Origin of the sequence: Neorhizobium phenanthreniclasticum (assembly GCF_040066075.1) — a bacterium.
Taxonomy (GTDB): Bacteria; Pseudomonadota; Alphaproteobacteria; order Rhizobiales; family Rhizobiaceae; genus Neorhizobium; species Neorhizobium petrolearium.
The window spans coordinates 98,471-111,955 of sequence record NZ_JBEAAL010000016.1; the positions used below are offsets into that span (position 1 = coordinate 98,471).

Annotated in this window: 10 protein-coding genes; 6 read left to right on the forward strand and 4 right to left on the reverse strand. The window is 63.2% G+C overall.

Annotated elements, in window-relative coordinates:
* From ABK249_RS19850 to ABK249_RS19865, 4 genes are all read right to left on the reverse strand, one after another.
* Positions 1-462 (reverse strand): tripartite tricarboxylate transporter TctB family protein, encoded by a 462-nt coding sequence (locus tag ABK249_RS19850; protein ID WP_037152624.1) that lies wholly within the window; start codon positions 460-462, stop codon positions 1-3.
* Between the two features lie 202 nt (positions 463-664).
* On the reverse strand, positions 665-1,648 hold the full coding sequence (locus ABK249_RS19855; RefSeq protein WP_037152626.1) for a tripartite tricarboxylate transporter substrate-binding protein: 984 nt from the start codon (positions 1,646-1,648) through the stop codon (positions 665-667).
* Positions 1,649-1,859: 211 nt separating this feature from the next.
* Positions 1,860-3,245 (reverse strand): sigma-54-dependent transcriptional regulator, encoded by a 1,386-nt coding sequence (locus tag ABK249_RS19860; protein ID WP_037152628.1) that lies wholly within the window; start codon positions 3,243-3,245, stop codon positions 1,860-1,862.
* Positions 3,242-5,068: a sensor histidine kinase gene (locus ABK249_RS19865; protein ID WP_265105706.1), complete on the reverse strand. Its 1,827-nt coding sequence runs from the start codon at positions 5,066-5,068 to the stop codon at positions 3,242-3,244. The genes ABK249_RS19860 and ABK249_RS19865 overlap by 4 nt, the downstream gene beginning before the upstream one ends.
* A gap of 240 nt (positions 5,069-5,308) precedes the next feature.
* On the opposite strand from ABK249_RS19865, the gene ABK249_RS19870 reads away from it, so the two are divergent.
* The 6 genes from ABK249_RS19870 to ABK249_RS19895 all read left to right on the forward strand — a co-directional run bounded on the left by ABK249_RS19870 (position 5,309) and on the right by ABK249_RS19895 (position 13,485).
* Positions 5,309-5,803, forward strand: a complete 495-nt coding sequence (locus tag ABK249_RS19870; RefSeq protein WP_227703910.1) for a DUF4126 family protein — start codon at positions 5,309-5,311, stop codon at positions 5,801-5,803.
* Positions 5,800-7,173 (forward strand): FAD-containing oxidoreductase, encoded by a 1,374-nt coding sequence (locus ABK249_RS19875; RefSeq protein ID WP_227703911.1) that lies wholly within the window; start codon positions 5,800-5,802, stop codon positions 7,171-7,173. The genes ABK249_RS19870 and ABK249_RS19875 overlap by 4 nt, the downstream gene beginning before the upstream one ends.
* A gap of 103 nt (positions 7,174-7,276) precedes the next feature.
* Positions 7,277-9,244 carry an asparagine synthase (glutamine-hydrolyzing) gene (gene asnB / locus ABK249_RS19880; protein WP_227703912.1) on the forward strand — a complete coding sequence of 656 codons (1,968 nt, stop codon included), beginning with the start codon at positions 7,277-7,279 and terminating at the stop codon, positions 9,242-9,244.
* The gene (locus tag ABK249_RS19885; RefSeq protein ID WP_407721502.1) at positions 9,241-10,554 is read left to right on the forward strand and encodes a lipopolysaccharide biosynthesis protein; all 1,314 of its coding nucleotides are present in this window, start codon (positions 9,241-9,243) and stop codon (positions 10,552-10,554) included. The genes asnB and ABK249_RS19885 overlap by 4 nt, the downstream gene beginning before the upstream one ends.
* Entirely contained in the window at positions 10,551-11,708 is a 1,158-nt protein-coding gene (locus ABK249_RS19890) for a GNAT family N-acetyltransferase (protein WP_227703913.1), read from the forward strand. Before ABK249_RS19885 ends, ABK249_RS19890 begins: the two co-directional genes overlap by 4 nt.
* Before the next feature lie 112 nt (positions 11,709-11,820).
* Complete coding sequence (locus ABK249_RS19895; protein ID WP_227703914.1) at positions 11,821-13,485, forward strand: GumC family protein; 1,665 nt, start codon at positions 11,821-11,823, stop codon at positions 13,483-13,485.

A 13,485-nucleotide genomic window follows, 5' to 3' on the forward strand; every position in this document is an offset into this window, starting at 1 on the left:
TCAAAGACCGAGCCAGGGCCCGAAGCGGCGGAATGGCAGGCCAAGACCGTAGCTGAAGACCAGGACGCAGAAGATTGTCAGCGCCACGGACAGGACGATTGCCGTAAGCGGCTTCATGCGGCCGGACGCGAAGCAGGCGAAGAGCGCGGTGATGAACAGCGCCGGCACGAAGCCGAGCCCCCTCACCGTCAGCCCGAAGAGGATCGGCGCCGGCAGGATGAACAGCATGCCGCGCCAGGCGATATGGCCGATCGGCTCCCCCTGGACCCGTGCCGACTGGACGAGGATGACCAGTCCGAACAGCATGAGCGCGCAGGCGAGGATGAACGGGAAATAACCCGGCCCCATGCGCAACGCCGTGCCGAGATCGAGTTCAAAGGACTGATAGGCGAAGAAGATGCCGATCGCGATGAACAGCAGTCCGCAGATCAGATTGGTCGTGTCGAATTTCAGAGAATTCATGGTGTCTCCGTAAGGGTGGAGATGCTTGGCCGCGCTGCCCCTCATCCGCCTGTCGGCACCTTCTCCCCGCTTGCGGGGAGAAGGACCTGTGCCGCACCGGCTTCCCGAAACGTAAACGGTGGAGGTATGGCACGTCCCCTCTCCCCGCTCGCGGGGAGAGGGTTAGGGTGAGGGGCGAACTATCCAATCGCCGGTAAAAGTCTCAGTCCGCGTACTGGCCGGCAGCTTCGATGACCGGCTTCCAGCGGGCGATCTCGCCTTCCAGCTTGGCCTTGAGCGCTTCCGGCGTCGCATCGGCTTCCGGCGAAGGCTTGGTGCCGAGCTCGGCGAAGCGGGCTGCGACATTCGGGTCCTTCAACGCCACCTGCAACGCCTTGGAGAGCTTGTCGACCGCCTCCTTGGGCGTGCCCTTCGGAGCATAGATGCCATGCCAGATGCCGACTTCCATCTGCGGCAGCCCGGCTTCCCTGACGGTCGGCAGGTCCTTGAGCACGTCAAGCCGTTCCGGCGAGGTGACTGCATAGGCCTTCACGGTGCCGGCCTGGATCTGCTTGGTCGTGTTGGTCGTCTGGTCGCACATGATATCGACCTGGCCGCCCAGAAGATCGGTCATCGCCGGACCGGTTCCCTTGTAGGGAACGGTGACGAGCGAGGTCTCGATCGCGCTCATGAACAGCATGCCGCACAGATGCGAGGCGGCGCCGATGCCGGCATTGGCGACCGTCACCTTGTCCTGGTTGGCCTTGGCATATTCGATCAGGCCCTTGAGGTCGGTCGCCTCCATGTCCTTGCGGGCGAGAAGCGTCATCGGAACGTCGGTGACGAGGCCGACATATTCGAATGCGTTCAGCGTGTCATAGGGAAGCTTGCGGTAGAGCGTCGCGCTGGTCGCCATGCCGATATGATGAAGCAACAGGGTATAGCCGTCCGCCTCGGCATTGGCCACGCGGGCTGCCCCAAGCGTGCCGCCGGCGCCGCCGACGTTTTCGACGATGATCTGCTGGCCGAGATCCTTCGACATGGATTCCGCGACAAGCCGGGTGACGGTGTCGGTCGGGCCGCCGGCGGCGAACGGCACGATCATGGTGATCTGGCGTTCCGGATAGCCTTGCGCATTGGCGGAAGCGGAAAAAAGCGAAAGTGCCGCAAGAGCGGTTGCGCCTAACACGGCGTTCAGGATTTTCATCGGGGTCCTCCAAGATGAAATATATGGCAAAGCCGGCGCTCAAGTCTCCTCCGGCGCCAACCTGGCAGCCATTTGCTGCAAGCCGTGAAAGGCATTCAACCGGTGCGAAAGTATTAAAACCGCATTTCTGCCGATATCGCGCCGCAACATGGGTGGATTCGGAAACAACGCGCAAAAAGCATGGGTGGATTTCCACCCATGCAGGGAGCAATCAGCCGTCTCTTTCGTCTTGAAGCAAGTGTTCCGGGCCAAGCAGCTTCTTGTCGAGCCCGTATTTCTGCATCTTTTCATAGAGCGTCTTGCGCGAAATACCGAGGGACTCGTAGACCGGTCTCAGCGCCCCGCCATGGGCGGCGATCTCGCCCGCAATCAGATTCCGCTCGAACGCCGCGACCTTGTCGGCAAGCCGACCCATCCCTTCCTTGCCCCCGTCCCGTACCGATCCGGCAGTTTCGCCTGGCTTTACGTCGAGGCCGAGCACCAGCCGGTCGGCGGCATTGCGCAGCTCACGCACATTGCCGGGCCAGTCGCGCTGGGCAACCGCCGAGATCATGTCGGCCGGCACATCCATATCCTCACGGCCGTAACGGGCCGCCGCCTCACGCACAAGCTGCAGGAAAAGCAACGGAATGTCCGCCCGGCGCTGCGCCAGTGACGGCACATGGATCGTCGCGACGTTGAGCCGATAGAAGAGATCGGCGCGAAAACGCCCCGCTGCGACTTCCGCTTCAAGATCAACTTTGCTGGTGGCGATGAAGCGCACGTCGAGCGGCACCATTTCGTTGGAGCCGAGACGGGTGATCACGCGCTCCTGCAGCACGCGAAGGAACTTCGCCTGCAGGTCGACGGGCATCGAGCCGATCTCGTCGAGCAATATCGTGCCGCCGCGCCCATGCTCGAACTTGCCGTAGCGGGGCCTGAGTGCGCCCGGAAAAGCGCCGGCCTCGTGGCCGAAAAGCTCGCTCTCGATCAGGTTCTCCGGCAACGCCGCGCAATTGATGGCAATGAAGGGCCTGTTGGTGCGCGGGCTGACGTCGTGCAGCGCCCTGGCCACCACTTCCTTGCCCACTCCCGTCTCGCCGATGATCAGCGTGTCGGCATCGGCGGCGCCGATCGCGCGGATGCTGTAGCGCAGGTCGACCATCACCTGGGTGCGGCCCGGCAGCCGCGTTTCGAGATCGTCGCGCTTGCCGGCGACCGCCTTCAGCCGCCGGTTTTCCAGCACGAGGCCGCGGCGATCAAGACCGCGGCGGATGATGCCGGCCAGATGCTGCGGCGTGAACGGCTTTTCCAGAAAGTCGTAGGCCCCTTCCCGCATCGCCTTGACTGCGAGTTGCACATCGCCATGGCCCGTCACCAGGATGACCGGGATTTCAGCATCGAGCTCGCGGATGCGGTGAAGCAGCGTCATGCCGTCGATCCCTGGCATGCGGATATCGCTGACGACCACGCCGTCGAAACCGAAACCGGTGAGTTCCAGCACATGATCGGCATTGGAAAAAGTCTGGACGTCGAGGCCGAAAAGTTCCAACGCCTGTGCGGTCGAGCGGCGCAGTTCCTCCTCGTCGTCGACCAGCAAGACCCTTTGCCCGTTCACTCAGCCGCCTCCAGAAAGTTGCCGTCGGCGACTTGCAGCTCGATGAGAAAGACCGCGCCGCCTTCGGGGTGATCGGCGACGCTCAGACTGCCGCCGAAATCCTTGACGATATTGTAGGAGATCGAAAGACCGAGGCCCAATCCCTTGCCGACGCCCTTGGTGGTGAAGAAGGGATCGAAGATGCGCTCGCGGATTGCCGCCGCGACGCCCGGCCCGCGGTCGCGTACCGATATCGTCACCTTGTCCCCGTCACGTCCGGCGGAAACGGTGATGCGCCGGTCATCGAGCCCTTCGACCGCATCGGCGGCATTGGTGATGATATTGACCAGAACCTGCTGGAGCCTGACGGCGCCCGCCTTCACCGCCGGCAGCGCGGGATCGATCTTGATTTCGAGTGTTGCATCCGCAGCCTTGAGCCGCGCTGCGACGATTTCGAGCGTGTCTCGCATCGCCTCGTCCAGCGTGACTGCCCCGAGCTTTTCGTTCGGCTTGCGGGCGAAGTTGCGCAGGTGCTTGCTGATCGACGCCATGCGGTCGATCAGCGCCGAAATGCGGCTGACATTGTCTCTTGCCTCTTCGATGCGTCCGAGGTCGATCAATACACCGGTTGTCTCCGTATAGGTCTTGGCGGCCGCAAGCGGCTGATTGAGTTCGTGGGAGAGCGCCGCCGACATCTGTCCGAGACCGGCGAGTTTGCCGGCCTGGATGAGATCCGCCTGGGTCTGACGCAGCCGCTGCTCGGTGAGCCGCCGTTCGGCGATCTCCTCCTCGATGCGGCTGTTGACGCGGGCAAGATCGGCGGTGCGCTCGGCCACCCGCCGCTCGAGTTCGTTGCGCGCTTCCGCCTGCAACTGCATGCGCTCGTTCAACCGGGCGCGGCGCTGCACGATGATGGCAAGCGCCAGTCCGGCAAGACAAAGCGTCAGGAAGGCGGCAACGGTTACGGTCTGCGCCTGGACACGAACGGAACCGGTATCCATCAGGACATTCACGGTCCAGCCAGCCTCTGGCATCAGCTGCGACACGACGAGATATTCCTTCTCGGCCCTGCCGTCGGCAATCATCATCACATCGCGGCCGGCAAAGCTTCCCCGTTTTACCGGCAGTTCGCGCAATTTCGCATCAGCATACCGGCGCGACGCTTCGGTGCGGGCGATCCGGTCCGGCGTCAGCGGCAGGATGCTCGCATAGAGCCATTCCGGGCTGCCGGTCATGAAGATGATGCCTTCCGGATCGGAAACGAAAATACGGTCGTCGCCACCGCCCCAGGAAGCCTCGATGGAATCGATATCCACCTTGAAGACGATCACACCGCGGATGACGCCGTCGATCTCGATCGGCGAGCCGAAGTAATAGCCGCGCTTGAGCGACGTGGTGCCGAGCGCATAGAACCGCGACTGCCGGCCCCCGACGGCATCCTGGAAATAGGGACGATAGATGAAATTCTCACCAACGAAGCTGACGGGGGAATCGTAGTTGCTGGCAGCGATCGTCTCGCCGTCCAAGGTCATCACATAGATGTCCGAGGATGTCAGAAGCGCGTTGATCTCCTTGAGATAGGCATTCGTGCGCGCCCGCAGGCCCTCGTTCTTCGGATCAAAAATGAGTGCCTCGATATTGTTCTGGTCGGCGATCAGCGCCGGCAGCGCCTCGTAGCGCTTCAGATGCCCGTCCAATGCCGACACCGCCAGGCGCAGCGTCGTGCCGGCCTGCGCCTCGGCCTCGTTCATATAGCTGCGCGCGGCAATCTCGCTGCCCTTCAAGACCAGCACCAGACCAATCGCTGCAAGTATGGCGAGCGGCAGAAGAATGCGATATCTCAACAGGTTCCCGGCTCCTCCATCCTCCCGGTGCTTCTAACGGAATTAGACGGCCATTTTAATCCTTGCACAACCGATTTCCATAAAATCCTGACACCGTACCGAATACACGCTTTGCGGGCGCTCAAGCCCTTCAAAGCAGACATATGCCAAGCTTTATACAAGTTTTGCTTGACCGGGTGCGAGGTCGGGAACAGTCTTGCAACCGGGCAGGTCAAGGTCGACAAGGCAAACGGGGGTCTCATGCTTTATGTGCTTGCACTTCTGATCGGCGTCGTGGCCGGCCTTCGCGCCATGACGGCACCGGCTGCCATCGCCTGGGCCGCCTATCTCGGCTGGCTCGATCTCTCCGGCTCATGGCTGGCCTTCATGGGCTCCGTCTGGGCCGTCGGCGTCTTCACGATCCTGGCGGTCGTCGAACTCGTCACCGACCAGCTTCCCTCGACGCCGAGCCGCAAGGTGCCGCAGCAGTTCGGTGCTCGGCTCGTCATGGGCGCTCTGACGGGGGCCGCGTTGAGCATGCCCGGTTTCGCGGCAATGGGGATGAGTTCCGTCGTCATCGGCGTGATCGCCGGTATCATCGGAGCGGTCGTTGGCACCTATGGCGGGGCCGCCGCCCGCTCCAGGCTGGCCGCCAGCTTCGGCAAGGACCCGCCCGCCGCCTTCATCGAGGACGCGGTCGCCATCATCGGCGCCTATCTCATCGTCGCCACTCTGCCCGTCCCGGTCACACCATGAGAACTTTTGACGCGATCATCATCGGAGCAGGCCAGGCCGGCCCGTCGCTTGCCGGGCGCTTCAACGACGCCGGCAAGACGGTTGCGATCATCGAGCGCAAGCATGTCGGCGGCACCTGCGTCAACACCGGCTGCAAGCCGACCAAGACGCTCGTCGCCAGCGCCTATGCCGCCCATCTCGCCCGCCGCGGCGCAGATTACGGCGTCGTGCTCGACAGCCCCGTGAAGATCGACATGCCGGCCGTGATGCGCCGTTCGCATCAGGTGACGCTCGATTCCCGCCACGGCAACGAAAGCTGGCTGGAGGGCATGCCGAACTGCACACTGATCCGCGGACACGCCCGCTTCGAAAGCAAGGATACGGTACGCGTCGGCGACGAGCTTCTGACCGCTCCGCAGATTTTCCTGAATGTCGGAGGACGCGCCGCGATCCCGGATTTCGAGGGCATCGGCGACGTGCCCTACATGACCAACAGCGACATCGTCATGCTGGACCGGGTGCCGGAACATCTCGTCATCGTCGGCGGCAGCTATATCGGGCTCGAATTCGCCCAGATGTACCGCCGCTTCGGCGCGCAGGTGACAATCGTCGAAAAAGGCCCCCGCCTCATCGGCCGCGAGGACGAAGAGATTTCCGAGGCTGTCCGCGGCATTCTCGAAGCGGAGGGCATCAAGGTCCGCACCGGCGCGGAATGCATCCGCTTCAGCAAGCACAGGGATGGCGTCGCGGTTGGGGTGAACTGCACCGAAGGCGAGCCGGAGGTCATCGGCTCGGATATCCTGCTCGCGGTCGGCCGCAGCCCGAATACCGACGACCTCGGTCTCGACAAGGCGGGCGTGGAGACGGACACACGCGGCTATATCAAGGTCGGCGACGATCTCGCGACCAATGTCGAGGGCATCTGGGCGATGGGCGACTGCAACGGCCGCGGCGCCTTCACGCACACCGCCTATAACGACTTCGAGATTGTCGCGGCGAACCTCTTCGACGGCGAGAGCCGCAAGGTCTCCGACCGGCTGCTCGGTTATGCACTCTATATCGACCCACCGCTCGGCCGCGTCGGCATGAGCGAAACGGAAGCGAAGAAGGCGGGCAAGAAAATCCTTGTCGGGCGGCGGCCCATGACTCAGGTCGGCCGCGCGGTCGAAAAAGGCGAGACGCAGGGCTTCATGAAGATCGTCGCCGATGCGGAAACGAAACAGATTCTAGGGGCCGCGATCCTCGGCACCGGCGGGGACGAGTCGATCCACGGCGTGCTCGACATGATGAATGCCGGCGCAACGTTCGACGAGCTGCGCTGGGCGGTTCCAATCCATCCGACCGTCTCGGAACTCTGGCCGACGGTGATCCTCAGCATGCAGCCAGGGTGAACCTCTTTTGCACACAATTCGAATTTTACCGATCATGTAAGGGGACCGGCAAGCATTTCGATTTATGAACGACGGCACTAGTCCCTGTTCATGATGGAAACAGATGTGCGGTTTTGCTGGCTTCATAGGTGAGGCATGCGGCTTCGGGAAGCCGGAACGCCTCCTGTCATCGATGGCGCATGCGATCGCCCATCGCGGGCCGGACGGCCAGGGCGTGTTCGCCGCGCCGGGCGTCGGGCTTGCCCATGTAAGGCTTTCGATCGTCGGCCTTTCCGACGGACAGCAGCCGATGACGGGCAGCGACGGCCGCTTCACGATCGTCTTCAACGGCGAGATCTTCAATTACGTCGAACTGCGTGACGAGTTGAAGGCGCGCGGGGTCGTTTTCCGCACCGGCAGCGATACGGAAGTGCTGTTGCAGCTCTATGCAGCATACGGCGAAGCCTGCCTGTCGCGCCTCAACGGCGATTTTTCCTTTGCCATCTGGGATGCGCGCGAACGCCGGCTGATGCTGGCCCGCGACCGGATGGGCGTGCGGCCGCTGTTCTATGCCGAGCACAAGGGTGCGCTCTACTTCGCATCGGAAATTAAGGCGTTGCTTGAAGTGCCGGGCATCGAGGCGGAACTCGACCCCGTCGCGCTCGACCAGATCTTCACACTCTGGACGCCGATCCCGCCGCGCACCGCGTTCAAGGACAATTTCGAGCTCGAACCCGGCCATCTGATGATCGCCGAGGGCACGCGAAGGGACATTCGCCCCTACTGGACCCTCGACTTCCCCGATGCCGGCGACCACAGGCAGGCCGATGAGGCTGCGAGTGAGGAGGAGCTGAGAGCGCTGCTGACGGATGCCACGCGTCTGCGCATGCGGGCCGACGTGCCGGTCGGCGCCTATCTGTCCGGCGGCCTCGATTCCTCGCTGATCACGGCGCTCGCCGCGCCGATGGCTCCGAACGGCCTCAATACGTTCTCGGTCACGTTCGACGACGCCGAGCATGACGAAAGCGCCTTCCAGATGGAAGTCGCCCGTGCGCTCGGCACACATCACCGCGCCGTCGCCTGCGGCCCGGCCGATATTGCCCAAAACTTCCCGGATGTCGTCCGCTTCACGGAGCGGCCGGTATTGCGCACCGCGCCCGCCCCGCTCTATCGCCTTTCCGGCCTCGTCCGCGAGGCAGGCATGAAGGTCGTGCTGACCGGCGAAGGCGCCGACGAGGTCTTTGCCGGCTACGACATCTTCCGCGAGGCGCGCGTGCGCCGCTTCTCCGCCCGCCAGCCGGGCTCGAGGATCAGGCCGCATCTCTTCCGCAAGCTCTACCCCTATCTCCCGGGCCTCAAACAGCAGTCGGCGGAGTATCTCGCCGCCTTTTTCGGCGCCGGCAGTGACGCGATGGACGATCCGCTCTTCTCGCACCGGCCCCGCTTTCGCACCACAGCAGCCGCCAAGATCTTCTATTCCGACGACCTGCGCGCTACGCTCGGCACTTACGACGCAGCCGAAGAACTCTCCTCGCGCCTGCCGGAAAATTTCGGCCGCTGGCACCCGCTGCATCAGGCCCAATACCTGGAAAGCCGCTTCCTGCTGCCCGGTTATATCCTGTCGAGCCAGGGGGACCGCATGGCCATGGCGCATGGCATCGAAGGCCGCTTCCCTTTCCTCGATCATCGGTTGGTGGAGTTCGCGGGTCGCCTGCCGCCCGGCATGAAACTGAGGGGCCTCGAGGAAAAGCATATTCTGCGCCGTGTGGCGAAGGACCTGTTGCCGGAGGCAATCAGCAAGCGGCCGAAACAACCCTATCGCGCGCCCGACAGCCGATCCTTCACCGGAAACGAAGAGCAGGCTTATGTCAGCGAAATGTTGAGCGGACAGGCCATCACCTCCAACGGCCTCTTCAATGCCCGGGCGGTGGAAAAACTTCATCAGAAGTGCCGTACGCAGCCTGTTTCTGGCTTCCGCGACAACGCCGCCTTCGTCGGCATTCTTTCCACCCAGCTCTGGCTGAAGAATTTTAGCTCCCGCGCGACGGCAGACATACCGAACCTCGCAGCGGCGGCAGGAGGCCGAGCATGACAATGCCCCACGCGATCGGAAAGCTGCGGCGCTATCGCGGACTCGTGCCGATGATCGTGTCCTATGCAGCTTCCGGCGGCAGCCTGATCGTCAGCTCGGCAGCCCAGCTCCTGACGTTTGCGATCCTCGCCCGATTTCTCGGCGTCCACGAATTCAGTCTGTTCGTGGCGATCACCGCCGTTGCGGCAATCGCCGTGCATCTCTGCGGCGTCGGCGCCACCGAATGCCTGGTGCGGCGCGTCGCTCGCGACCACGCCATGTACCCGGCCATGCTGGGGCACAACATCATCCTGATCTCGGTGAGTGGTATCCTGCTCGTCGTGATCGGCGCGATCATCCTGCCCTTCTTCTTTGAAGTCGCTCCCAACGCGGCTGTAAACAGCATCGAAATCGCCATGATGCTGGTGACCAATATCGTCCTGGTGCGCTGCATCCTCTTTTCCGAGCAGGTCTTCATCGCATTTTCCGATTTCGGTTCGGCCAACAAGGTGGTGATGGGCTTCGCGCTGATCCGCACCGCAGCCGCCGTGCTGGCCTGCCTCGTCTTCGGCGTCTCGACGCTCTCCGGCTGGATCGTCTGGCAGTTCGCCGCCCATGCGATCATGCTGGCCTTCTGCATCAGGGCGCTGCGTAACCTCGGCCGGCCGAAATTCCGGATCGTCCGGGAAGAATTGCAGCTCGGCCTCTTCTTCAGCATTCCGTTCATCCTGAAGGCGGCGCGCCAGAACGCCGATCTCCTGGTGCTCAGCCTCGTCACCACGGCCGAGATCGTCGCAAGTTACAGCGTCGCGCGGCGGATCATCGAAAGCAGTTATCTGTCCGTCGACGCGCTGAACCGCATCGTCTATCCGGGCACCGCCAAAGCGAGCCTCGGCGGCCTGCATCAGGCGACGGAGAGAGTCTCGAAAATCTTTGCGGCGGCGATCGCGATCAGCATCGGCGCTGCCATTGCAGTCTATATCCTCGCACCCGTGCTGCCCTATCTCTTCGGCCACGACTACACCTCGCTGGTGCTGTTCGTCCGTATCCTCTGCTGGGTCGTCATTCCGGTAACATGCTGGGCGATCGCCGTGGAGGCTCTCGGCGCAGCCGGCCACCAGGGTGCGCGCGCGTCCGTCCTTGGTCTGGGCAGCCTGCTCGGAGCGGCACTGGCCGCGTTGGCCACGTGGTACGCACCGCCCACCGGAACCTTCGTCTCATACTATGTCATCGAAATCGCGATGGCGCTCGCCGCCTGGGTGGTCTATTCCCACGTGGTCGGCAAGAGCAGGAGACAGGCAGGCCTTGCGGTTGGGGAGCCTGCCGAATGAATCTTCAGCCCGGCCTCATGCAGGCGCTTCGTCCTCAAACCTCCGTCGCTGCTCGTGAACATGCCCATGGCGTGCGACCGATGGAGGTTGCCGATCTTCAATCCGTCGGGCGGCTTTTCAACAAGGCATTCCGCAGGAAAAACGAAGAACCTCGCCCGGATCTCCTCGACTATCTCGATCGCGTTTTCCTGAAGAACCCCGGATATGCGCCGGATTACGGCAGCATCGTGCACGAGGATGGCGCAGGCCGCATCGACAGCGCGCTGCTTGCACTTCCGATGGCCTTTCACGCTGCGGGCCGCCGGATCACGGCCCGGCTTCTCTGCGCCTTCATGGCGGATGGCAAGGCAGGGTTTGCGGGTGCTGCGAGACTGGCGCGGGCGGTCCGGCTTTCACAACCCGACCTCTGCTTTTCCGACAACGCCTCCCCCGTCAGCGCCGATCACTGGACGACCGGCGGCGGCTTCATGCTGCCGATCCAGAGCCTCGAATGGCGCCGCACCTTCCGGCCCTTCCATACCGGGTTCAATCGCGTCCGGGAAAAGTTGCCGCTTGCCCGGTATCTGCCGCTTTCCCCATTCCTGAAGCCGGCCGATCTCGCCGCTAGGCGCCGCTTCGCAGCCTTCACGCCGCCGAGCCCCGAGGGCACGGCCTCCATCGAGGCGGGCTTCGACGAATTCTTCGCCTGCGCCGGCAGGATGACGGAACGCTTTGCCATCCGCCCGGACTGGTCGCGCGACGACCTGCTGTGGCTGATGGACACCGCTGCATCGAACATCTCGCTCGGCCGGCTCCGCTGCAAGCTCGTGGTAAACGGCCAGGGCGTCACGATCGGCTGCTACCTCTTCTTCGGCAAGCCGGGCGAGGCGGCGCATGTGCTCAACATCCTCTGTCTCGAAGGCCGCGAATTCGATGTCGTCGGGCAGATGTTCGCCGATCTCGCCGCATCCGGTTATGCCGCCGCCCATGGCACGGCTCAGCCTTTCCTGATGAATGCGCTGATGCGTCAGCGGCAGATGAGCTTCAAGCATCGCGGCTATTTCTGCATGGTGACCCGGCATTCCGATATCCGTGAAGCGGCGACCCGCAACGACATCTTCGTCGGCGGCCTGGCATCCGAAAGCTGGAGCCGCCTGCTGACGGACTTTCGATAGGACCAATGCCTTGGTTAACGCGATATTCATCGTGCTGACCTAGTGATTGACGCGATGTTATTTGCTGAAACGCGGTCTCTCCCATGCGAAGGCTGCATGGCTGGAGGTGTGCATGTACCGGCCGAAGGAGCCCGAGAACCGACGACCGGCATCATATGCTGCGTCCACCGGCCAGGGCACCGGCATGCCTTATCGCGGCTCGCTTCTCGATCGCCTCAATGACGACCGGTTCGAAACCGGAAAGCGGATCGAGGATGAGCGCGATGACGATCATGACGAATACTGGCGGCGCCCGACCCCGCGGCAGCCAGCGCCGGACCGTTTCGAGGAACCCGAAAAGCCGGAGAAATCCTCGCTCGACGGCATCATAGAAGCGCAGGTCCGCAGCCTTTCGGAAATCACGCCGGGAGACATTCTCTCCTGGCTGCGGGGCGGGCTGCGCTGGATCATCGTCATGACCGTCATGGGCGTGATTGCGGCCTTCCTCTATTCGGCAACCGCCACGCCCCGCTACACCGTCTATACGGACCTCATCATCGATCCGCAGAACCTCAACGTCGTCAACGATGATGTCTTCGCCTCCAACCCGCAGCGGGATTCGCAACTGCTGGAGGTCGAAAGCAGGCTGCGCGTGCTCACCTCCCGCAATGTCCTGATGCAGGTCATCCGGGACATGAAGCTGACCGAGGATCCCGAATTCACCAAACCGAGCCTGCTTGCGCCGCTCTACCGGCTGATTTCCGGCAACCGGCCGACCGGTGACAAGGAACTCGGCGTCTTGATGGAACTCGGCGACCGGGTGAAGGCAGGCCGGGAAGAACGCTCCTTCGTGGTCACGCTCTCGGTCTGGACCTCCGATCCGGAAAAGTCGGTCAGGCTTTCCGAGGCGATCGTCCGCGCCTTCGAGGCGGAACTCTTCGAATCCTCCGCCGACAGCGCCGGCCGCGTCGCCGCAACGTTGACCGGTCGACTGGACGAGTTGCGCGCCGCCGTGACGGACGCGGAGGAAAAGGTCGCGCAGTTCAGGCGCGACAACAATATCCAGGAATCCAATACGGGCGAGCTGGCCAGCACCCGCATTTCGAGCGCACTCGACACCCAGGTCCTCGACGCGCAACAGAAGCTGATCCAGGCCGAGGCGCGCTACAACCAGATGCGGTCTGCCGTCGCCGACAGGCGCACGGTCACCGCGACTGTGTTCGACTCGCCCAGTATGGAAACGCTGAGGGCGAGCTACAACACGCTGCAGCAGCAGATCGGTTCGCTGACCCTCACCTATGGTGCACGGCATCCGCGCCTGATCTCCATGCAATCCGAAAAGACCGCGCTCGAAAAAGCCATAGCCGACGAGGCGAACCGCATTCTTCAAAGTGCCAGGACCGACGTCGACGAAGCCCGCTCGACGCTCTCCCAGTTGCGCAGCAAGGCGGACGCGGAACGTTCGACCGTCTTCACCAACAACGACGCCCAAGTACGTCTCAGGGAACTGGAGCGGGATGCGCGCGCCAAGGCCGCCGTCTACGAGACCTATCTCGGCCGCACCCACCAGATCACCGAGCGCCAGCAGATCGACACGAGCAACGTGCGGGTCATCTCCCCGCCCGTGCCGCCGAAGACGAAAAGCTGGCCGCCGCGCACGCTGATCCTGCTTGTGGCAGGCGCGATCGGTGGCTTCATGGCCGGTACTGGCCTTGCTCTGGTACTGGGATTGTGGGGGCATTTCGGCGATGCCCGTGAACGCTTTGCCTATACGCAGAGATACGCCTTGAGGGGGTGA

Coding starts and splice junctions, on each gene's coding strand:
- ABK249_RS19850 (WP_037152624.1), bottom strand. CDS start 462: ATGAATTCTCTGAAATTCGACACGACCAATCTGATCTGCGGACTGCTG.
- ABK249_RS19855 (WP_037152626.1), bottom strand. CDS start 1,648: ATGAAAATCCTGAACGCCGTGTTAGGCGCAACCGCTCTTGCGGCACTT.
- ABK249_RS19870 (WP_227703910.1), top strand. CDS start 5,309: ATGCTTTATGTGCTTGCACTTCTGATCGGCGTCGTGGCCGGCCTTCGC.
- ABK249_RS19875 (WP_227703911.1), top strand. CDS start 5,800: ATGAGAACTTTTGACGCGATCATCATCGGAGCAGGCCAGGCCGGCCCG.
- asnB (WP_227703912.1), top strand. CDS start 7,277: ATGTGCGGTTTTGCTGGCTTCATAGGTGAGGCATGCGGCTTCGGGAAG.
- ABK249_RS19885 (WP_407721502.1), top strand. CDS start 9,241: ATGACAATGCCCCACGCGATCGGAAAGCTGCGGCGCTATCGCGGACTC.
- ABK249_RS19890 (WP_227703913.1), top strand. CDS start 10,551: ATGAATCTTCAGCCCGGCCTCATGCAGGCGCTTCGTCCTCAAACCTCC.
- ABK249_RS19895 (WP_227703914.1), top strand. CDS start 11,821: ATGTACCGGCCGAAGGAGCCCGAGAACCGACGACCGGCATCATATGCT.